This is a genomic window from Allomuricauda sp. TY007, assembly GCF_010468565.1.
GTDB lineage: Bacteria > Bacteroidota > Bacteroidia > Flavobacteriales > Flavobacteriaceae > Flagellimonas.
Genome location: NZ_WUEG01000003.1, coordinates 12,259 through 33,154 on the forward strand (window position 1 = coordinate 12,259; position 20,896 = coordinate 33,154).

General features: G+C 39.5%; 24 protein-coding genes and 1 tRNA gene. 13 read left to right on the forward strand and 12 right to left on the reverse strand.

The features are described 5' to 3' along the window. Position 1 precedes the first annotated feature (1 nt). From GO009_RS03460 to GO009_RS03470, 3 genes are all read right to left on the reverse strand, one after another. On the reverse strand, positions 2-1,372 hold the full coding sequence (locus GO009_RS03460) for a tetratricopeptide repeat protein (RefSeq protein ID WP_163624828.1): 1,371 nt from the start codon (positions 1,370-1,372) through the stop codon (positions 2-4). A 103-nt stretch (positions 1,373-1,475) separates the two neighbouring features. Then, positions 1,476-2,741 carry a hypothetical protein gene (locus GO009_RS03465; protein WP_163624829.1) on the reverse strand — a complete coding sequence of 422 codons (1,266 nt, stop codon included), beginning with the start codon at positions 2,739-2,741 and terminating at the stop codon, positions 1,476-1,478. After that, positions 2,742-3,470 carry a type III pantothenate kinase gene (locus GO009_RS03470; protein ID WP_163624830.1) on the reverse strand — a complete coding sequence of 243 codons (729 nt, stop codon included), beginning with the start codon at positions 3,468-3,470 and terminating at the stop codon, positions 2,742-2,744. A gap of 102 nt (positions 3,471-3,572) precedes the next feature. Between GO009_RS03470 and GO009_RS03475 the strand changes: the two genes are divergently transcribed. Continuing rightward, positions 3,573-3,645 (forward strand) — tRNA-Phe (locus GO009_RS03475). Positions 3,646-3,689: 44 nt separating this feature from the next. On the opposite strand, the gene GO009_RS03480 is transcribed toward GO009_RS03475, so the two are convergent. From GO009_RS03480 to GO009_RS03495, 4 genes are all read right to left on the reverse strand, one after another. Continuing rightward, the gene (locus GO009_RS03480; protein WP_163624831.1) at positions 3,690-3,992 is read right to left on the reverse strand and encodes a type II toxin-antitoxin system RelE/ParE family toxin; all 303 of its coding nucleotides are present in this window, start codon (positions 3,990-3,992) and stop codon (positions 3,690-3,692) included. Further along, positions 3,989-4,231: a type II toxin-antitoxin system ParD family antitoxin gene (locus tag GO009_RS03485; protein ID WP_163624832.1), complete on the reverse strand. Its 243-nt coding sequence runs from the start codon at positions 4,229-4,231 to the stop codon at positions 3,989-3,991. Before GO009_RS03485 ends, GO009_RS03480 begins: the two co-directional genes overlap by 4 nt. A gap of 221 nt (positions 4,232-4,452) precedes the next feature. Next, positions 4,453-4,686, reverse strand: coding sequence for a helix-turn-helix domain-containing protein (locus tag GO009_RS03490; protein WP_239057375.1), 234 nt, complete (start codon positions 4,684-4,686; stop codon positions 4,453-4,455). Between the two features lie 46 nt (positions 4,687-4,732). Beyond that, the gene (locus GO009_RS03495; RefSeq protein ID WP_163624833.1) at positions 4,733-4,975 is read right to left on the reverse strand and encodes a helix-turn-helix domain-containing protein; all 243 of its coding nucleotides are present in this window, start codon (positions 4,973-4,975) and stop codon (positions 4,733-4,735) included. Positions 4,976-5,054: 79 nt separating this feature from the next. Here GO009_RS03495 and GO009_RS03500 point away from each other — a divergent pair, with 79 nt between their 5' ends. After that, entirely contained in the window at positions 5,055-5,525 is a 471-nt protein-coding gene (locus GO009_RS03500; protein ID WP_163624834.1) for a hypothetical protein, read from the forward strand. 14 nt (positions 5,526-5,539) lie between these two features. Here GO009_RS03500 and GO009_RS03505 read toward each other — a convergent pair whose 3' ends face one another. Next, on the reverse strand, positions 5,540-6,577 hold the full coding sequence (locus tag GO009_RS03505) for an AraC family transcriptional regulator (RefSeq protein ID WP_163624835.1): 1,038 nt from the start codon (positions 6,575-6,577) through the stop codon (positions 5,540-5,542). Positions 6,578-6,775: 198 nt separating this feature from the next. Between GO009_RS03505 and GO009_RS03510 the strand changes: the two genes are divergently transcribed. The 6 genes from GO009_RS03510 to GO009_RS03535 all read left to right on the forward strand — a co-directional run bounded on the left by GO009_RS03510 (position 6,776) and on the right by GO009_RS03535 (position 10,903). Then, positions 6,776-7,471 carry an SOS response-associated peptidase gene (locus GO009_RS03510; RefSeq protein ID WP_163624836.1) on the forward strand — a complete coding sequence of 232 codons (696 nt, stop codon included), beginning with the start codon at positions 6,776-6,778 and terminating at the stop codon, positions 7,469-7,471. A gap of 170 nt (positions 7,472-7,641) precedes the next feature. Beyond that, on the forward strand, positions 7,642-7,803 hold the full coding sequence (locus GO009_RS03515; RefSeq protein WP_014032233.1) for a DUF1328 family protein: 162 nt from the start codon (positions 7,642-7,644) through the stop codon (positions 7,801-7,803). Positions 7,804-7,847: 44 nt separating this feature from the next. After that, the gene (locus GO009_RS03520) at positions 7,848-8,090 is read left to right on the forward strand and encodes a hypothetical protein (RefSeq protein ID WP_163624837.1); all 243 of its coding nucleotides are present in this window, start codon (positions 7,848-7,850) and stop codon (positions 8,088-8,090) included. A 138-nt stretch (positions 8,091-8,228) separates the two neighbouring features. After that, the gene (gene cls / locus GO009_RS03525) at positions 8,229-9,650 is read left to right on the forward strand and encodes a cardiolipin synthase (RefSeq protein ID WP_163624838.1); all 1,422 of its coding nucleotides are present in this window, start codon (positions 8,229-8,231) and stop codon (positions 9,648-9,650) included. Between the two features lie 93 nt (positions 9,651-9,743). Next, positions 9,744-10,208, forward strand: coding sequence for a hypothetical protein (locus GO009_RS03530; protein WP_163624839.1), 465 nt, complete (start codon positions 9,744-9,746; stop codon positions 10,206-10,208). Between the two features lie 62 nt (positions 10,209-10,270). Beyond that, positions 10,271-10,903: a hypothetical protein gene (locus tag GO009_RS03535; protein WP_163624840.1), complete on the forward strand. Its 633-nt coding sequence runs from the start codon at positions 10,271-10,273 to the stop codon at positions 10,901-10,903. On the opposite strand, the gene GO009_RS03540 is transcribed toward GO009_RS03535, so the two are convergent. Continuing rightward, positions 10,898-12,421 carry a GH3 auxin-responsive promoter family protein gene (locus GO009_RS03540; protein WP_163624841.1) on the reverse strand — a complete coding sequence of 508 codons (1,524 nt, stop codon included), beginning with the start codon at positions 12,419-12,421 and terminating at the stop codon, positions 10,898-10,900. The genes GO009_RS03535 and GO009_RS03540 overlap by 6 nt on opposite strands. Positions 12,422-12,504: 83 nt before the next feature. Beyond that, positions 12,505-12,801, reverse strand: coding sequence for a hypothetical protein (locus GO009_RS03545; protein WP_163624842.1), 297 nt, complete (start codon positions 12,799-12,801; stop codon positions 12,505-12,507). Between the two features lie 295 nt (positions 12,802-13,096). On the opposite strand from GO009_RS03545, the gene GO009_RS03550 reads away from it, so the two are divergent. The 5 genes from GO009_RS03550 (at position 13,097) to arsM (ending at position 18,733) form a co-directional block, all read left to right on the forward strand. Next, positions 13,097-13,324, forward strand: coding sequence for a hypothetical protein (locus tag GO009_RS03550; protein ID WP_014032240.1), 228 nt, complete (start codon positions 13,097-13,099; stop codon positions 13,322-13,324). An 804-nt stretch (positions 13,325-14,128) separates the two neighbouring features. After that, the gene (locus tag GO009_RS03555; protein ID WP_163624843.1) at positions 14,129-16,147 is read left to right on the forward strand and encodes a response regulator; all 2,019 of its coding nucleotides are present in this window, start codon (positions 14,129-14,131) and stop codon (positions 16,145-16,147) included. 197 nt (positions 16,148-16,344) lie between these two features. After that, the gene (locus GO009_RS03560; RefSeq protein WP_163624844.1) at positions 16,345-16,959 is read left to right on the forward strand and encodes a TIGR04282 family arsenosugar biosynthesis glycosyltransferase; all 615 of its coding nucleotides are present in this window, start codon (positions 16,345-16,347) and stop codon (positions 16,957-16,959) included. Further along, positions 16,956-17,771, forward strand: a complete 816-nt coding sequence (locus GO009_RS03565; protein WP_163624845.1) for a purine-nucleoside phosphorylase — start codon at positions 16,956-16,958, stop codon at positions 17,769-17,771. Before GO009_RS03560 ends, GO009_RS03565 begins: the two co-directional genes overlap by 4 nt. After that, entirely contained in the window at positions 17,768-18,733 is a 966-nt protein-coding gene (arsM, locus tag GO009_RS03570) for an arsenosugar biosynthesis arsenite methyltransferase ArsM (RefSeq protein ID WP_163624846.1), read from the forward strand. Before GO009_RS03565 ends, arsM begins: the two co-directional genes overlap by 4 nt. A 153-nt stretch (positions 18,734-18,886) precedes the next feature. Here arsM and GO009_RS03575 read toward each other — a convergent pair whose 3' ends face one another. Both GO009_RS03575 and GO009_RS03580 read right to left on the reverse strand, forming a co-directional pair. Then, positions 18,887-19,903, reverse strand: a complete 1,017-nt coding sequence (locus tag GO009_RS03575; RefSeq protein ID WP_163624847.1) for an N-acetylmuramoyl-L-alanine amidase — start codon at positions 19,901-19,903, stop codon at positions 18,887-18,889. A gap of 1 nt (position 19,904) precedes the next feature. Next, positions 19,905-20,837 carry an N-acetylmuramoyl-L-alanine amidase gene (locus GO009_RS03580; protein ID WP_163624848.1) on the reverse strand — a complete coding sequence of 311 codons (933 nt, stop codon included), beginning with the start codon at positions 20,835-20,837 and terminating at the stop codon, positions 19,905-19,907. Positions 20,838-20,896 lie beyond the last annotated feature (59 nt).

Sequence of the window (20,896 nt, forward strand, 5' to 3'; positions counted from 1 at the left end):
CTTATAGATTAGGTACGGTAACGCTACCTCCTACCCAACAGCTAAAAGAAATGCTTTGACCGGCTTTTCCTGAGCTGAAAATCATCTCTTTGGATGGTGCCTTGGCAGCATAGCTGGCCGCAGTTTGATTTGCACGACTGCTCAAAGCAGGGTCTACCCTACCGGCTTTTCTGGCCATATCGGCAGCTTTCCAATAAATTGCTCTTTTTTCGAACGGAGTACTACCGCAGGCGTTCGCACTTGTTGCATAAAGGTTGGCAATCAACAAATAGGCTTTACCGTTGGCCGGGTTTGCATCTATTGCTTTAAGTGCATAGCTTCTTGCTTGTGATTTGCTACTATTTCTTACTGTGGTGGCAATTTTATATAGAATATCGGATTTTTTATAGGAATCTGTTTCCAACTCCACTGCTTTGTTAAAGTCAGCAAGGGCTCCGTTCATATCTCCAGACTTTTGTTTTAGCACCCCACCGTACATGTATGCATCTGCGGATGGATCCAAAGCCAATTGGGCCTCGAACAATTTTCTGAACATGGGGTCGTCGGTACATTCTTTGGAGAACATTCTTCCTACGGCACGTTTTACCCACTTAACATCGGTTTTCTTTTCATCAAAGCTTTTTTCGTAAAGCGGGATAAGATTATCACAATCGGCAAGTGCCCCCAATTTGGAATCTACACTGCTTGCAACTTTACCATAAGACTCGGAATTAACTGTTGCTACTCTAAGCGCTCTTTTTTCCTTAGATGTCAATGTACCCAAAGAATCTTTTGGAAGAAGTTTGGTTACCACATCGGTCAACTGTTTGTTTTCCTCTTCTATTTTTCCAGTAACATCATCGTAAGTATTGAATACATCCTGAAGGTCTTTTTTACCGGCACCGTGCAAATCTACAAGGCTAGAGAAATATAGGTACAAAGCTCTTGGGTTCTTGAAATTGGCTTGATCTTCCTGGAAGGCTTTGTCCAACATATTGAACAACTCTTCATCTGAAGCCATTTTGTTTTCGTACATCAAAAGTGCCTTGTCTATCGCTACACCGGCTTTACTGTATTTTGTTGGGAAATATTTTAGGCTATTATCGTACAGGTCCAACAAATCTTGAATATAGCCATCTTTTTCGGCTCCTGTTGAACTCTCAACTTTGGCCTTCAGAATTCTTTCTCCATAGGAGAAATTGGCCTTGTTGATATCCGGACAGCTTTCGTAAACCATTTTCCATGGTTCGTAAGCAGCATCATAATTTTTAACCTTTACGTGTTCTGCATAAATAGATAGATTGGTCATGCACTCGGGGTTCTGTGCTTGTGCCATACTTAATCCCGTCAACATGGTGACCATTATCATTGTTAAGTAGTGTCTCTTTTTCATCTTACTAGTTTTAAAGGTGTTAAAGTACAAATTTTCATTAAAAAATCCTCTTACAGGACCTTCTATGGGTGGTTATTTATCAAATTTTTAAAAAAATGGCTTATCAATTTATTTTTCTCTGCTGAAACCATCTATCGTTTAACGATAAGCCTACATTGATTTTAAAATAACTTTCTTCAATTAAGTTTTGATCGGTAGTTCCACGTCTTCCCAATTCAAAACCTACATTAAGATTGGAAAAGTTTGCTCCTACGGGTAATCCTAGTCCAAAAGTTATGCCAAAGTTGTTTATTTCTTTGTTGTTCACCGTCATACCACTTACATCATACCGTAATCCAGCTCTATAGGTGACCCGCTTAAAGTAACCTGAAAGCGAACGGTAATCGGGCACCCAATATCCTCCAAATGCGTAGGTGCTGGCATCGTTATATGTTACGTTGTCCAAACCCAGGAAAGTATTGTCGAAATCACTCATCTGTTGAAAACTGTACTCCGCTCCCAAAAACCATTTTTTGTCCTCCCCAAAACCAAGGCCAACCGTTGTTCGCGTAGGTATCTTTAATTCGGTGTTCCGAAGGTTGGAGGCATCTAGGTTTACATCCACTACCTCTATATTGCTTCCGCTTGAAAGCGAAAAGGATCCAAGCGTTTGTGTGTTTTTTGACACCAGATTACCTTGGGTGTTTACCAAAACCGAGGTGTAAAGTGTGTACTTATCTTTTATTGTAGGTGTATAGTTTAGGGCATATTTAAAATCGTAACCGTTTATTTTAGATTCACGATTGTCCAAGGTTCCGAACTGCACTCCTTCTACACTCTGGATTCTTTCGTATTCCAAAGTTCCAAAATTGAAGTTGGCGGTAACACCCAAACTAAGATTTTTGATGGGCTCAAACCCAATGGAGGCATACAATCGGTTAAGCCCTCCTTCTCCCGTAAAAAAATTGACCACTTCCTGATCTTGACTGTTTTCGGAGGAGGAATTTAAACTGTAGCCAACAGATGAATAAGGCATTAAACCAAAACCGAAACCTACATTTCTTGCCAAAGGAAAACCAATGGAAAGGTAATCCAGGTTGGTCACCGATGTATTTTGCTCTTCCGTCCAGTTCTTTAGTCGGTATTCTTTATGGGACAATCCCGCTGTGTATGCGGTTAGCCTAAGCTTGGAGTACGCCGCAGGATTGGATAGGTTTACATGGATACTGTCACCATACATACTTATGCCGCCCATCATTTGGTTGTCCACGGACCCGTTGTCCCGATGGTCGCCAATTCCGAAATAAGAATATGGCGAAATAGTTCCATTTTGTGCGAACAAGCCATGGGCAGTCACGCAGAAAAAAGCGATCAGAATTTTTTTAATCATTCAGTTTGTATTGTATTCCAGCAGGCAATTTAGCCCCTCCAAGAGAAATTTGGAGTTCGCAAATATGGTGTTTTTTAGCCTTTTGGCAAAAAAATGGGAGTCTCCGCCTGTTAAAATAACTGTTAAATCTTGAAAACGAGATTGATATTGGCCAATTACCCCGTCTACTTCTTGCGCCACACCGTTAATTACACCACTGTGCATGCACGATTCCGTAGAGTTGCCAATAAAGTCCAACAGTTCACCTGGGCCAAGCAAAGGAAGTCCTGCCGTTTGGTTGTGCATGGCATTGTACCTCATCCTAATGCCCGGCGATATGGCTCCGCCTACATATTCTCCCGCATTGTTTACCATATCGTAGGTTATACAGGTGCCGGCATCTATTACCAAGGTATTTCCGCGCGGATTTTGGTAAAATGCAGCTGTGGCCAAGGCCAACCTGTCCACCCCCAAGGTGTTTGGAGTGGCATAACTGTTTTTAAAAGGGACTTTGGACTCACTTGTGAGCACGTGTACCTTGCAAAAAAGGGCCACGACATCCCTTTCCTTTCGGTCCAATTTGCCTACAGATGACAGTATGGCGTTGTTGATCTGCGGATATTTCTCGAACAGCTCTTTAATTTTTGACAGGAACAGGCCAGATTCAAAGCTATGGTCGTAGATTATCCTTCTATTCTCAAAAACAGCATATTTGATCAGGGTATTACCTATGTCGATAACCAAATTCATATAGCAAAGATCGGGAATTGGAAAAAATCAGGACCTTTTTTTCGGGTTTTTGTTTGTATATCCTAATTTTGAAATTATATTTGCACCCGCTTAATAAAGCTTGGTACCTTAGCTCAGTTGGTAGAGCAACGGACTGAAAATCCGTGTGTCCCTGGTTCGATTCCTGGAGGTACCACGAAGTGGCAACTACAAAAAGCCCGTCCGCATTGGATGGGCTTTTTATTTGAAATGCTTTTTTGTATCCATGCGTTGGTGTAAAATTCTAACAATCTCTACCATACCATTTTCCACTTTTCGATAAAAAATAAGATGTGATTTTATTTTAGTAACACGATAATTTTTTCGAGTTTGTTCCGCTGATTTTCCACTCATAAAGTGATCGGCAATGAATTCAATTTCTGCAATTATTAAGTCATAATATCTGTCCGCTTGCTCTTTCGACCATTTATTTAAAGTGTAAACCCAAATGTTGTTTAAATCCTTAATCGCTTCATGACTTATTCGATATTGGTTTTTACTCATAAGTGTTTGCGATGTAATTCTTCCAGATTTTGTTTTGGGTCAAAATTTTCTACAAATCCACTTTGCTCTCCAATTTCGAGAGCTTTAATAAGTTCTCTTTCTTTCTTTTCTTCTCTTTCCAAAAGTCTTAAAGCTGAGCGAATAACTTCACTTACCGAACCATATCTTCCCGATTTTACTTCTTCTTTTATGAATTCCTCAAAATGATCTCCGAGTGATATTGATGTGTTTTTTCCCATTATTCATGATATTTAAACCAAATGTACCAAATCTTGGTAACGCATCAAAATTGAACACAACTATCTAGCTATGATTTCGTTGTAGTTATAAACTTTTATTTTGTAGGTTTTCTTTCAATTACAGCTAACTTGTTTATAGAAACGTAAAATACACCTCTACACACCCAAATTAAGAGTAAAGTTGATATTGTTATTTACTTTAGTGAAAAGACGATGGTACCCTATTCATCAAATCCTTCTGCAAAAAATTCAGTGATGCTTAAATTAAAATAAGTGGAAATTCTCTTGATTGTACTGAATTTCGGGTCCCATTTGCCAGTTTCTATGCGTCCAAAATGGATTCCAGTGTCATTGTAGGCATCTTCTTGGGTAAGATTTCGGGTTTCTCTCAACCCCTTAATCCGACCGGCTAGGTCCTTCAAAAAATCAACATTTTGGTCGTCGTTGTCCATCATATGGCAGCATTGTTAAGTCAATAGTATCGAATGTGCCTTATGTCAATCAATCATCAAAAGACAACAACTCCGAAGTAGTTATTCCAAAAGCATCAGCAATTCTCTTGAGCATAGAAATTTTCATCTCTTGCTTGCCCAACTCATATTTCCGTAAGTTCTGAGCGTCTATTCCAGCTTTGAAAGCAATTTCTTCAATACTCAAATCATTTTCAACCCTTAATGCTCTGAGGTGTTTCCCGAATTCAATACAAAAGGCGGGGATTTCCTTTTTTCGTTCGCGCTTTGACATATTTCAAAAATGCATACAAGAAGTTTTATTCAACGAATTGTATTCAACAGGTTATTTACAACCTTTTTATTATTTTTGAATGAAAAGAATCCAACAATCTACTATGCCAACACGTCCCATTTCATCCACATTTACCAACCACCTCCACCAAACTTCCCCTGCCCCCTTGCAAATCACTTTTGCAACCCTTACTATCCGCAACCACCAAAACGGGCAGTTCCTTAACCGGGTGCAACGCCCCCAGAGCTGTATCATCCTCCAGAAATTGCCACAAACGGGCCTGGCCGAAATAACGGTACTGGATAATCTGGTGTTTAGTTTTTCCTTTCAATTCCACATTCCTGGTACCAAGGAGTTCCATAATATTGAAATGTTGTCCCTGCCCCGACCTTTGGATCGCGGCAGGCTGTTTGTGGATAAAGAAAAATTGGTGCTATCCTTTAGGATAGATGCCCCAGACCCTTCGCTTAGGGTAGAGGTTACGCATACCTACCAAGGCGTTTGTGGCCTAAAAGAGCTCTGTACACCCGTTTCCGGACAATCGGTGTAGCTGCAAAACCATGGCTAGCCCTCCACTTGGGCGCTCTTTTTACTATTTTTAAATTCACTGGGGCTTATACCATAACGTTCCTTAAAAATCTTGGAAAAATAACTCCTGCTGGTAAACCCAATGGAGTATACCACCTCGGAAATGTTCATTTCGGTGGTTGTAATATAATCGCGGGCCAATTCCAGCCTTGCATGCCTTATATATTCCGTTACCGTTTTATTGTACAACAACTTAAACCCTTCTTGGAGCTTTGCTTGGGTAAGGCCTGTTTCGGCAGAAATGTCTTCCAACGAAAAATCCTTGGCAATGTTTTTCTCTATTTTTTTGGCATAGCTGCGTATCGTTTTCAGCTCCCTTTTTAATAAGCTGGTCTGGGGCCTTTTGTTCATCACCTCTTTGTTATGCTGCATCATGTGCATGGATAGAATTTGATAAACATAGCCCTCGATCATCATAATGCGGATCATTCCCTTTGCCTTGATCTTTTTTATAGCGGATATCACCTCGGCTATTTTCAAATTGTAAGAACCGTAGTAAGCAAACACTTTTTCCTGGTCAGTATCCAAAAATACTTTGTACAACTGTTTGTTGAGTTCTTCTCCCTGGTTTAGCCTTTTGCGCAAGAACGGCTTTCTACGCACCTGTATTACGGTTTGGGAAACCTTCACGTCCTTGGGAAAATACCTGTCCGTAATCCCACCATCCCGATTGGTAAGGATAACGGACTGGAATTGCTCCATGATCTTGATCTTATCTTCCGGCTGGTACCCGAATTTATGTCCGCAATACCCCTCCAGGCAATAATAAAAATTGATGGGGTTAAAATTTGAAGTGTCCACCTCAATCAATACCTCATCAAAAAAAGTAATGTCCAGTTCCAATAAACTTACCCCCCAATCGAAGGTAATGAAACGGATACTCCCCTTTGCCTTATCGTTGGAAACACTCAAAGTGTACTGCCCCCATCGTTCTTCTATCTTCCCTCCAATCACATTTTTTATTTGCTCCACCGATTCGGCGGTATCTTGGGCGTCAACCTTGATTTTTACCATTGGAATATTATACTGCTGTTTGTTTAATTAATGCGTTTTTATCTTATAAAGATAGTCTTTGTTGTTACTTGGACAACCATGGGCACCCACCTACGTCCACTTTTATAAAAAGTTTATCAAAAGCATCACAATAAAATTTGTTTGAGTCAACCTTATCACCAACTTAATGCTTATTTGTGGATAAGATTCCAGATAATTATGATTTACAAACTTTCAAATGAAGCAGGGAGAGAAGAGATAGAAAAAGAGTTTGGAATCCCGTTCAGATATCCAAATTTATACCTGCCAAACCCCATTATCAATGGTTTTCATGAAACAAACTTATGCGTGGTGACCATGGAAAACCCCAATAAAATATCGTTTGCCATTTGGGGACTTATGCCCCAAGACTTTAAAGAAGATTGGCAAATATTTCAGGACAAGACCAATACATTGAATGTACAGATGGATGAGCTGCAAAGCATTGGCTGGATGCAGGATTCCTATAAAAAGAGGCGTTGTTTGATCATTGCAACCGGTTTTTATACCCATCTTTTGGAAAATGGCAACACATGCAGCTACTATATTTACCAGGCATCCGAAAAACCTTTTTACTTGGCAGGCACATATAACAGGCTAAACGATGGTTTTTTGTGCGCTGCGTTAACTGTGGGCAAAACGGACCCTTTCGTTTCCAGTTACCACAACATTAGCAACCTCGCACCTGTTATTCTCCCCAAAGAACAGGCTTACGATTGGCTTAGCACAGATTCCGACACAAAAAAACTGGAAGAAATTATCCAAAATCCCAAAAAGATAAAATTGAAGGCCAAACGCCTGTCCAACGAGTTTTTTCTAAAAAATTTGAGCTCAAACACCCTATTGGGACCATTATTTGTTGGTCTGCAACATTGAAAAACAAATCCACAACCTTCTCACAAAAAGATTTTTACACCAAAAAGCCCAAAATGTTCCTTTTGAGTCAACAATAACACGAAAAGCGGCAAGCCACGGACCAAAAGCAAGCTACATTTGTAATGTACTGATTAACAATTGATCAGGCATTAACTTAAAACACTACTATTATGTTACGTTGGACAGTCACCTTTATCATATTGGCCATTATTGCCGGTATATTCGGGTTTGGTGGAATTGCAGCAGGAGCGGCAAGTATAGCTAAAATCCTTTTCTTCATATTTATTGTATTGTTTATTATTTCGTTGATAACAGGAAGAAAAAAATTGTAGAAACACACACTATTTAAAAATCATTAACCTAAAAAAGAGAACCCATGAGAAAATCAATAAGTTTATTTACAATGCTAATTGCAATGGCACTTACCTTGAGTATAACCAGTTGCAGAGAAACAAAAGAAGATAAGGCCGAAGAGGCCATTGAAGATGTGAAAGATGGAGTGGAAGATGCTGCCGATGATGTGGAAGATGCCGCAGAAGATGTTGGGGACGACATTGAGGATGCTGCCGATGACGTGGAAGATGAAGTAGAAGATGCCACAGACGACAGTCCACAATAATTTTCACACTATAATACCACATAACTCTGGCAAGTTTTTGCCAGAGTTTTTTATTGCCCTCCCCCCTAATTCTCTCCCCAAAGTGTTGATAAACCAATATTCGTTCATACCTTAGAAAAAATAAACACCACCATTTTTTTGAAGACCGTCATTACCATTCTATATGTTCTGACCTCCGTTTGGGCCATCGGGGCCATAATTTATCACGGAAGAAGGCCGTCTCGCTCCATAAGCTGGGCACTTGCCATTATAACTTTGCCCATTTTGGGAGCAGTTCTCTATTATCTGTTTGGGATGAATCGCAGAAAGTTTAAATTCTTCAACACAAAAGAATTTGAAAAAAGGAACAAATACACTCCCCCTAAAATTTCTGCCCAAGAAAAATTCCTGACCCATTTTGATGCAGATATTCGAAAAGAAAGACTCAACCGATTAATAAAAGCCAACTCCAACACCACTGCAAAAACAGGGAACAAAATAATACCTCTTCAAGATGGCGAGGAAACCTTTAATGTACTTTTCAAAGCCATGGAAGAGGCCAAAAACTTTATCCATGTACAGTACTATATTTTGGAAAGAGGCACCCTTTTGGACAAAATGTTGGAACTTTTTGAAAGAAAAATCAAAGAAGGTGTAGAGGTTAGGATTATTTACGATTTCTTGGGCAGCTACCAATTAAGGGGGCGACCCAGGAAAAAGTTTCAGGATGTTGGGGTAAAAATCTATCCCATAATGCCGATCCGACTTAAAAACCTACTGTTTTCGCTCAATTTTAGGAACCATCGAAAAATTGTGATCATAGACAACAAAGTGGCTTTTACCGGGGGTGTCAATGTTTCCGATAAATACATTAAACGAGAAAACGAACTGGGCAAATGGAAAGACACCCACTTAAAACTCGAAGGGCCCATTGTAAACGATCTACATCTGATTTTCCTTAAAGATTACTTTTTTGCAAGCAACAAAGAGGATTTTCATATCGCAGACTACCTATCCGAGCAACAAACGGCAGGCGATGTTCGTGCACAAGTGGTGGCAGGGGGGCCAGATTCCAAGCATCCGACCATTATGCAACAATATATTGGCATGATGAACCAAGCCAAAAATTCCATTTGCATAGCAAATCCATATTTTGTGCCAGGGGAGGCTTTTTTACAAAGTTTGAAAATTACCGCAATGGAGGGTGTAAACATCTCCCTTTTGGTGCCCAAAAAATCAGATTCCAAAGCAGCTAAGTTTGCCATGTTCTCCCATTTTGAAGAATTGCTTCAGGTTGGCGTAAAAATATATCTTCGAGAAGATTTCTCCCATAGCAAAATAATGATTGTCGACGATGATCTGGTGTCCATCGGATCTGGAAATTTTGATATCCGAAGCTTTGAACTCAACTACGAGACCAACATCCTTATTTATAACAAGGAAATTAACACCGAAATGACAGCAGAGTTTCAAAAAATATGTGACAAATCAGAACCCGTTACCTTGGAGCGCTTTAAGAACAGGACCATTTGGTTCAGATTTTTGGAAGGATTGTTCAAATTCTTCAAACCGCTGTTATAAGCCCATCTCAATTCTTATTTGAATCAATCATTGATTCAATAGAGATAAGTCAACCCCAGTACAAAACTATCTTTGTATCAAAATAAAACAATCATGAAGAATCTATTTTTAATACTATTTTTAATTGGAGCAACAACCGTAAGTGCCCAGAGCATATCAAAAAACGCATTGGGTATAAGAGTAGGCGACAACGACGGATTTGGAGGGGAAATCTCCTATCAACGCTATCTTAAGGAAAACAACAGATTGGAGTTTGACCTTGGTTGGAGGGATTCTAACAACGTGGATGCATTTAAATTGGTAGGTCTTTATCAATGGGTAATGCCAATTGACGGAGGTTTTAACTGGTATGTTGGTGCCGGTGGCGGTGTAGGGTCTTTTGATGCAGGCGATAACGATGGTGTTTTTGCCCTTGTTGCGGGTGACATTGGTATTGAGTATGATTTTGAAATCCCATTGCTCATTTCGCTGGATATGAGACCTGAACTAGGTTTTAACGACAATTATTCCGATGACCTCGACTTGGATATAGCACTTGGACTCCGATATCAGTTTTAAACAACATATAATCACATGTATAAGGGCAAATCATGATTTGCCCTTTTTTTAACCCTTTAACCTTGAAAAGAAAACTAAAGCTACTTTTTCTACTACCCATAGCCGTATTTTTAGTTATCGTTATTTTGAAAGAACCCAAAAACACAATCCCCAACAGTATAAAGCAAGAGGTTGAAATTGCATTGCAGCATTTTCCAGAACTTAAGGGCATTCCCATTAAATTCAAGTTTAAAAAAAGCATTAAAAAATCGGTGATGCAGGCCCAACCCACATGGAGCGGCCTACTTAAGTCCAAAAACAAGCGCAGTTATGTAATTTTGATCAGTGAAAGGTTTAAACTATCCGGAGAAGAGTTTAAAACGGCAGATATACCCAAAGATGTTTTAATTGGATGGATAGGCCACGAACTCGGCCATGTTATGGACTACCAACAGCGGGGCAACCTTAACCTTATTGGTTTTGGGATTCGCTATGTGCTTTTGAAGGAATTTGTTAGAAAAGCGGAACGTGCTGCGGATTCGTTTGCAGTATCTCGGGGTATGTCCAATTATATTTTGAAGACCAAACGGTTTATTCTTAACCATTCCCAAATTGATGAAACCTACAAAACAAGGATAAAGCAATATTACCTCTCTCCTGATGAAATTATGGAAATGGTAAAGGAGCAGGACTCCATCAAAAACAACCTCTTATGATTGTTGGGCTACAAAATCCTCCCATTCCTTAAAGCGATCCTCGCCCATTACCCGTTCCATTTTTACCTGACCGCCCTTTTTCTTGTTTGCCCCGTTCCAATCGGCGAACATTTGTTGGGGCACAAAATTCACTTTTACGCCTTCCAAAGCTTTGCTTCGGGCCACTTTATAGTTTTTATTGGCTTCTTTTAGGTAGTTGTCCAAAACAGTTGCTGTTTTTTCTTCATCCAAACTTTTATCGGACCCCAAATACCAAGAGTGGTAAAATCCGTCATCAAAACGTTTGGCGCAAAGGGTATATTCGGGAATCTTGATATTCAGTTCTTCTTCCAAATGTTTCACGGCATCATTCAACTTGTTTACCGAAAGTTGAGAACCTACGGTATTCAAAAAAAACTTGGTACGCCCGGTAATTTTTATTTCAGCACGTTCCACATCGGTAAAGGCAATGGTGTCGCCAATAATGTACCGCCATGCTCCAGATACGGTGGATATGATCAGAACGTAATCCACATCTTCTTCCACCTCATCCAACGCAATAGAGGGTGCATCATCCGTTAGGGAGCCATCTTGATTCACATATTGCGGGTTAAACGGTACAAACTCAAAATAGATACCATTATCTGTTATGAGTTTCATCGCCGAGGTCCCCGGTCTATTTTGACAGGCAAAAAATCCTTCGGAAGCCAAATAGGTATCAATAATTTGTATGGGATGATCCAACAAAGCATTAAAACTTTTTTCGTAAGGATCAAAAGCTACCCCTCCGGAGGTGTAGGCCTGTAAATTGGGCCATATCTCGTGAATGTTGTCCACATTATGATAATCTATAACCTTTTTGAGCATTAGCTCCATCCAAGAAGGAATTCCACTAAGCGCACCAATATCCCAATTTTTGGCATTTTTGGCTATGGAGAGGACACGCTCGTCCCAATCGTCTATTTTGGCGATTTCATCTCCGGGTTTATAGTATTTTTTAAACCAAAACGGAATGTTACTGGCACTTATTCCGCTAATTTCACCCTCCTTTTTACCATCGCGCTCCTGTAGGTTGGTGGAACTCCCCAACATCATGATTTCCTTCTCGAAAAAATCCGCAGGCATATCAAAATTGCTCATGGCAAACACTTGGTGCCTGCCTGCCCGGGTAATGGAATCCAACATATCTTTGGTAACGGGTATTCTTTTGGGTTTTTTTCCCGTGGTACCGGATGATAGTGCAAAAAAATCAGGACTGCCCGGCCAGGTAATGTCAGCTTCGCCCTCAATGGTCTTGTTCCACCATTCCTCGGTGATCTTGTTGTAATCATGATAAGGTACGGCTTCGGAAAACGCCTTTTGGGGGTCATCGGATTTTAAAATGGAAGCAAAATTATAGTGCTGTCCAAACTGCGTATCCTTGGCCTTGTCCAACAATTCTTCCAAAACTTTTTGCTGTTCCTCGACCGGGCTTGTTTCCTTGCTTAGAGCATCTCGAGCTTCGATAACGCCTTTTATAATGTTTCCTATGATTGCCATATTGGGTAAATTATTGAATCAAATTTACCTACATAGCTGCAATCCGATTTACTCAATCCATTTTTAGATTGACTTAAATGATCTTAAAGGTTGATTGCTGCAAGTAAAGGAGAGTGTACCTCTGTAATTTTATTGGCAACGGGCTGTTCCAAGTTGTTGGCAATTTTGGAAAAAAGAGGCTCTGGAGTTTCTTTGTGAACGCAAACATGCCCACTGGATGAATTGATCTCAATTACGACCAAGGAAAGATAATCCATAAGGTGTTCTGCCTCATTGATCAGGATTCTTACAACTTGCAACCGCACAGCATATTCCAAATTAACAATATGTCCGTGGCTCAACTTGCTTTTGCCCGCTACATTTTTCCAGATAATTTTCAAGCCTAGTTTTTATACAAAAATAGTCCAAATAATATTTACCTTACATTTAAGATACATTAATTTAACATTGAAAAATAACTTGTCCCAGAATTGACTTGCAATAGAAGATGGACAGATTATCAACCAGATAGAAGTGATATCAACCCAATTCCGTTATTTTTTAGATTTCACTAGGACTTATTGGATTCAACTTCTTAATCTTTTCATAAATATGAAAATCAAATGGTTCCATAGGCAAAAAATATCAAACTAACTCTTATATTTAGCCGATTACGAATAATTTTAAAAACAAAAAATGACCCACGAGTTACTAGAAAAGGCGGAAGAGTTTGAAAAAAGGCCCATGAGCCACATGTCTACCAGCGATAGGGTTAAGGCCTCAAGGGAAGCAAAGAGCTTGATTCTTTCCATTAACGAGATCTACAAGAAAACCAAGGATTCCAAATTAATGGAAACCATGAAGAACATTACAGCTAAGAAGCGTAAAATAGAAAAACGACTTAAAGGTTCTCCTTTGGTTTAATTACTAAAATTATATTCTTTTTGTGGAAGGGTATTTGTACTTCCAAAAACAAATATCCTTCCCAAAATCCTTTTGGTTCCCCAATTCTTCCCACATCATAAATGTTTGTTTTTCAGCAAATAACCCTTTGTTTGCTTGGTCGACCATATCCCATATAAAAACACTTTTCCCATTTACATAAGTTTTGCGACCAATTATGTCCTAATTACTACAACCAATAAAAATATGGATTGTAGGTGTGTGTGTTTTAGATAATTTAGGTGTGTAGTTTTAACTCAACCAAATAAACACTCAGAAAAATGAACACTCTAGAAGCAAAACTAGGATACCTTTTTTGGTACGTTGTAATTGCACTATCCGTTTACTCTCTCTTAAGCAGCATTTATCTATACATTAATTAAGCTATACTAAACACTAGCGCATCAATCAAAATACCCAATATAGTTAGTAATGTGTCTTCATGGGGCTCCTGTTCAGGTGCCCTTTTTTATTTCTCCTTAAAAAATTATAAAACCTACCATCCTTCAATATTAAAAATTGGGAGGAAATAATCTACGGTTTATTGGCTATGCTATTGCAATAATTGTGTGTTAATTTTTTAAATAAGAAGTACTTGAATACAATTTTTTTGTTCAAATATTGTTGACATCTTGGATGTTTGTTGTATTTTCTTACTCTTCGTGTGTCAAAATTGAAGAGAGGGAATTTCAACGGTTTCAACCTACAACCTTTGTTCCAATTTGGAATGAATGATGTTTTCTTATGCCAAGGTTTACTATGTTTTTAAGATCACCAAAAAAAGAATTGATATTACCCATCGCTGTATTTGTGGTTTTTATAACCATAGTTTTAGTGCTATGGAACAATTCGATCAACACACAAAAATCATCTTTCATACGCGAAATCCAGACCACGGGCAACCTACGGGCCAATGAATTTATATCCATTGTTGAATACGACATTAAATCACTGGAAAACTTAAAACAGCGAATAGAAATGACAGATGGGGCATATTTTCAGTACTGGGAGAAAGATGCAAGCCTTATTTTGGAGCAAAATCCATCTTATAAATTTATTGAGTGGTTGGACAGTTTAATGGTAATAAGGATGATAGTGCCCTTGGAGAAAAACAAACCCGCCATTGGCCTAGATTTATCCAAGCATCCAAGATATGCAGAATGGAAAGGACATGTAAAAGACTCATCCACCAATATTTCCTCATGGACAGAGTTGCACCAAGGTGGCAAGGCTTTTTTGGTTGATGCACCCGTATATTTTAATGGGGCATTTAGAGGTTCTGTTACCGCTGGAATGGATTTTACGGCCCCTTTTAACGAATTGTTCGCAGAACTGGACGAATATGCCATTCAAGTGCAAGACGAAAAAGGAACCGTCTTCTACTCCAAAAACAATACCAACACAAGCGAGATCGGAAAAGAATTCATTTTTACCACTAGTTTTGAGATTGATGCCCTGGACGGACAAAAATGGACGTTCTCCTTAATGCCCTCACATTTAAATTTTTTGGCAGAAAGAAGAAAAATAACCTATGTATACTTAACTTTTGGGCTTTTACTATCACTTCTTTCCAGTGGCCTCATCTATTTTTATCTATCCTCAAGAGAGAAAAACAAGCACCTGTACGACGCAAATATGAAACTAAGGGAACTCAACACTTCCCTAAAAAAAGAACAGGTAAGGGCAGAAAAATCATCAAGGGCAAAAACAGAGTTCATTTCCAATATGAGCCATGAAATTAGAACCCCCTTAAACGCCATTATAGGATTTATACAAGTTTTAAAATTGTCCGAAATACAAAGCTCACTGCAAGAATATCTTTCCCTTATGGACATCTCCTCAAAAAAGTTGCTCCTTTTGGTGAACGATATTCTAGAAATAGATAAAATCGAATCAGGTAAAACCACTTTTAGAAAAGATGTTTTTTCGCCATTGGAAGAATTAAAAAACATCATTCGAATATATCGTCGCACCGCCGAAGAAAAAGGATTACATTTAGGTTTGGATGCCGTTGTTGACAGTAACATTGAAGTGGAAGGTGATGTTGGAAAGTATGGGCAAATCATCACGAACATTTTAAGAAACTCCTTAAAATTCACAGAGAAAGGAGGAATTACAATCTTTTATAAAGAAAGAATTATCAAAAACAACCTATCCATTGACATCACCATAAAAGATACTGGGATAGGAATTCCAAAAAACAAATTAAAAACCATTTTTGACCGCTTTACCCAAGTAGATGCAGGAAAAGCCAAGCAGCACGAAGGCAGTGGCCTTGGACTGTATATTACATATAAGCTTGTGGAACTTTTAAAAGGAAAAATTGATGTGGCCAGTCAAGAAAGCATGGGCACAAAATTCCACCTACACCTTAAATTCCCTTTGTACGAAACCAAAAATAAAAGTAGCAGCAATAATACTGAACCCATCGATTTAAGTGGCTGCAAAATACTTATTGTGGATGACAATAGAGTGAATGTTATGGTCCTAAAAAAAACCTTGGAGAATTTAGGGGTGCACTCAGATTCGGTTTCCAATGGACTAGAAGCCGTAGAAGCGGTAAAAAAGAGCGATTACAATTTGGTGTTTATGGATATCCACATGCCAAAAATGGACGGCCTAACAGCAACAAAAAAAATCAGAAAGTTCAACAAGAACATTGGCATAATAGGATTGTCTGCAGATGTGACAAAGGAAGCCATCGACGAAGCCAAAGGAGTTGGCATGGACGACTATTTCACAAAACCTATCTCCTTTGACAAGCTACGCAAACATTTGCCCAACTATCTGGTTAAAATATCCTAGAGATTGATTCTTACCTTTACATTATCAAAATTCAAATAATACGTATTGCTTAATGTCCCGTATCTTTATGGTGGTATATTTGAATGGGCAAACCGGTGTATCCAACTCAAAATGGAAAAGATAAATCCCATTGTAAGTATTGAATTGCCGTTTTGACCAATACCGTGTATTTGTACACTACTATAAAAGCAAAGTCATTGAGCAAAAACCTACTTTTAATCCTGACCCGAAACCCCGAACTAGGCAAGTGCAAGACCCGCTTGGCAGCCAAGGTAGGCGACAAAACGGCTTTGGATATTTACAATTTTTTGTTGGACAAAACCGTATCGTTTACCAAGGATTTAAAAGTTGAAAAATGGGTGTATTATTCCGAAGAGGTTTGGGAAAATGATATATGGGACAACAAGGTGTATCAAAAAAAGCTTCAGAAAGGAAAAGATTTGGGTGAACGGATGATGAACGCCTTTAAGGAAGGATTCCTAGCCGGTTTTGAAAATATCATCGTTATTGGAAGCGATATGTTCCACCTAAACCAGTCCGATTTGGAAGAGGCTTTCTCAAAATTCAAAGATCACAACTATGTTGTGGGGCCTGCAGAAGATGGTGGATATTACCTTTTGGGCATGAAATCTTTGAGAGAAGAATTGTTCCAAAACAAAACTTGGGGCACAAATACCGTCCTTGCCGATACCTTATCCGATATAAAAGACGAAAAAGTTGCTCTTTTAGAAGAAAAAAACGATGTGGACCATTATGAGGACATCAAAGATATTGAGGCCTTTGAGCCATTTTTAAAACATATAAGAAAATGACACAGAAACAGATTGATGAATCCGTTGAATACTTAAAAAAACGAGGGTTTGAAACTCCGGAAATAGGCATTGTTTTGGGAACCGGTCTAGGGCAGCTCATAGATAGCATTGAAGATCCCATCGAAGCCCATTACAACCACATACCCTATTTTCCTTTAGCAACGGTCGAGTTCCACACAGGCAAACTGATCTACGGAACCATAGAGGGTAAAAAAGCAGTGGTAATGCAAGGACGCTTCCATTTGTACGAAGGCTACGATTTTTTGGATATTACCTACCCCATTAGAGTGATGCACCAGTTAGGCATAAAAAATCTATTTGTCTCCAATGCCGCGGGAGCCATTAACCTCGACTTTAAAAAAGGGGACATTATGTTGATAGAAGATCATATCAACCTACAAGGAGGTTCGCCATTGGCTTTTAAAAATGTTGCAGAATTTGGGGATAGGTTTGTAGATATGAGCGAACCTTACGATCCAGAAATGCGCAAAAAAGTGGAAACCATAGCTGCACGCGAGAATATTTCTTTAAAAAAAGGGGTATATGCCTCGGTGGTAGGACCTCAACTGGAAACCAAAGCCGAATACCGTATGCTCAAAATTATGGGTGCCGATGCCGTGGGCATGAGCACCGTTCCCGAAGTAATTGTTGCCAATCATTTACGACTACCCATTGTAGCGGTATCCGTTTTGACCGATGAATGTGATCCAAATAACTTGGAACCTGTTGATGTTCAGGAAATTTTAAAGATTGCAGGGCAAACGGAACCTAAAATGATTAAATTATTCAAAGAACTGATCAAAGAACTATGAGCTATTTAGACGCCACCCAAGACCTATACAAAGATGCTGCATTGACCCCCGATGTTGGGCTTTGCTGCACCACCAATCCCATTTGGCAATTCCCGGGATTGTCCATTCCCAAAATCATGCAGGAGATGAACTATGGTTGTGGCAGCACGGTTTCCGCGCAGGATTTGGTAAACAACCCCAAGATTCTCTACGTAGGCGTCGGTGGTGGAATGGAACTATTGCAGTTCTCTTATTTTTCCAGACAAAAAGGTGGTGTAGTTGGTGTGGATTCCGTGGATGAAATGCTGGAAGCCTCCCGAAAAAATTTCAAAATAGCAGAAGAAGAAAACGATTGGTTCAATAGTGAGTTTGTCAACTTGGTAAAAGGAGATGCCCTACATCTTCCCGTAGCGGATGAAAGTATTGATGTGGCCGCCCAAAACTGTCTCTTCAATATTTTTAAAATTGAAGATTTGAAGAAAGCCGTTTCCGAAATGTACCGTGTTCTGAAACCGCACGGCAGATTGGTAATGAGCGACCCCATTTGCGAACAGCCCATGAGTGATGAACTCCGCAACGATGACAGGTTAAGAGCGCAATGCTTGAGCGGGAGTATCCCATTGAAAGATTACGTAAAAGTATTGACCGATGCCGGGTTTGGAACCATTGAAATAAGAGGAAAAAGATCGTACAGGGTGTTATCGCCCAATCATTATCCTACGGATGAACTCATCCATATCGAATCCATTGAGATTGCTGCCATAAAAGACCCCATGCCCGAAGATGGCCCTTGCATGTTTACAGGAAAAACCGCCATCTATTATGGAAACGAAGAGTTTTTTGATGACAAAAAAGGACACGTGCTACAACAAAACCAACCCTTGGCAGTTTGCGACAAAACGGCTGCAGCTTTGGCCAATGCCTCTGATGAAATCCATGTTAGTGAAAGTACTTGGCATTACAACGGGGGTGGGTGCTGCTAGTCAAATATCCGTTTTAATGCCATAAAGGTGTTTTTGGCGTCATGCTGAACTTGTTTCAGCATCTCACCCTACTGAATGTAAGCATCTTTATGTGACCCTGAAACAAGCTCAGGGTGACGTTGTCAGTATTATGAAACAGCGAATATTCAAAATTTATTTAGAAGAAAATGTTTTAGAAGATTCATAATCCAACAGAATTCCCTCGGAAATCCACTTGGCCAGTGCCTGTCGGTTATCAGGGTTTAGGATTCTACGTTGGTCCCTTTTGTTTCTGATATTGCCAATTTCGATGTAGGCCATGGCAGGAAGCGTGTTTTTAACCACGTACAAACTGCTGCGCTCCATAAAAGTGCCATTGTACAATCGGTTAGGCTGGAATTTCTTATATTTCCTAAGAAAAGTTCGGTGGATGCTTTCCGCCAGTTTTTTCCCATTGGTGCTTTTTTCATGATGGTAAAAGAACACATCAATATTGGTGCCTTCTCCCCTACTATCCACATGGGTGACCAATAAGCGTTGATATTTCCCTGAATTCTTCGCATACAGGTCATTGACAGCTTTGGTGCGTTGTTTTAAACGTTCTAACTGGTCCAACGGAATAGTTTGGGACTGCACAGTTTCATCCGTATCCAATTCTAGAACTCTATTATCTCGAATACCATCATTTTCATCTTGTACAATAATGTGCACTTCTGCCCCATGGGATATCAGCTCGCGGGCCAACCGTAATGTTACATCATAGGCGTATTCGTCCTCCGAAATCATTTTCCCGCGATACTTTTCCACGGCTCCCGGGTCCGGACCACCATGTCCCGAAATCAAATAATAGACCGTATTGTCCAAGCGTTTACTGGCTGTATCAACTTTTTTGAAATCATCGCCAAAAATAGGATAGGTAATCCCCTCTGCTTCCACTTCAACCGTATTTGCCGCCAAAGTATCAGGTAAAATGTAGTGCTTGCCCAAAATCAAGGATTCATCTTCTCCCAAATCCTCATGGTTGATTTCCACAAAATCATTGTAATACTTCGTTGGACTGACTCCGTGCCTTCTCAATAGCGTATATATCCCATCTCCTTCCAGGGCCATTACTTTAGGATATTCCTCCTGAGCGAAAATCGCCCCTTGAAGCAAAGTGACAAGCAAAAAGGTTAACTGAAAAAGTTTCATTTTAATTCTGGAATTCTAAATCAACATAATCATTAATAATGCCATTGCTGATCAGATTGGCAAACTCTTTTTTGTTCGGTTTGATTGATATCTTACTTTTTGAAGTGTTGGTCGCGTTCTCTATAGTTAGCAGACTAATCGCCGGAAGTATGTTACGAGCAAGGTACAGACTGTTCTGGTCCTCAAAAATCAAGCTAGCTTCGTCAATAGTTATATTGGAAACACTGTTCTCCTTAAATACATGCTGAATATTTTCCGCGAAGCGCTGACCTTGGGCACTTTTATTATAATGGTAAACGGCTACATCCATATTGCCAGACCCCGACACATTTTCAGCCCGGATGAACAACACCCGTTGGTATTTGCCTGCGTTCTGTATATATCTTTTGTTGATGACTTTGATATAATCGCCAGTGGTATTTTCGGTAGATTCACGTTGGGTTTCCAAATTTCCCATGATCTCATCCCCCATAACATAAACTTGAGCTCCGTTTACCACTAATTCGCCAGCGATGCGCTGTGCAACATCTTTTACAAACCCTTTATCCGTGTCAGAGTTATTTTCTGCAATCAAATAGTATACGGCGTCCTTGAGTCTATCACTTTTAAGCGACATTTGAGCCAATTCCTTATCAAAAATAGGTTCCTCAGCATCTTTTACCACTTCTACCAGTACCCCTTTCTTTTTAAAAGAATCATCCGCATAAGGTATTTTGTAATCCTCGCCCAATTTTAAAGCAGTCCCTTCGGTTATTTTATCGGAATTCAGTTCTAAAAATTCTCCGTAGTGTTTGGCAGGGTCCAATCCTTGTTTACGAAGCAAGGAAAAAATACCATCCCCTTGTTCTGCCACCACATTGTAGAAGTCGCTTTTTTGTGCAAAAATGAATGTACAGGCCCATACCCAAAAAAGAAGGGTCAATCTTGATTTCATTACTGTATGTTTTTGGGTGGGATGTGCTACAAATATGGTGAAAAAACACTAAGGTTGGT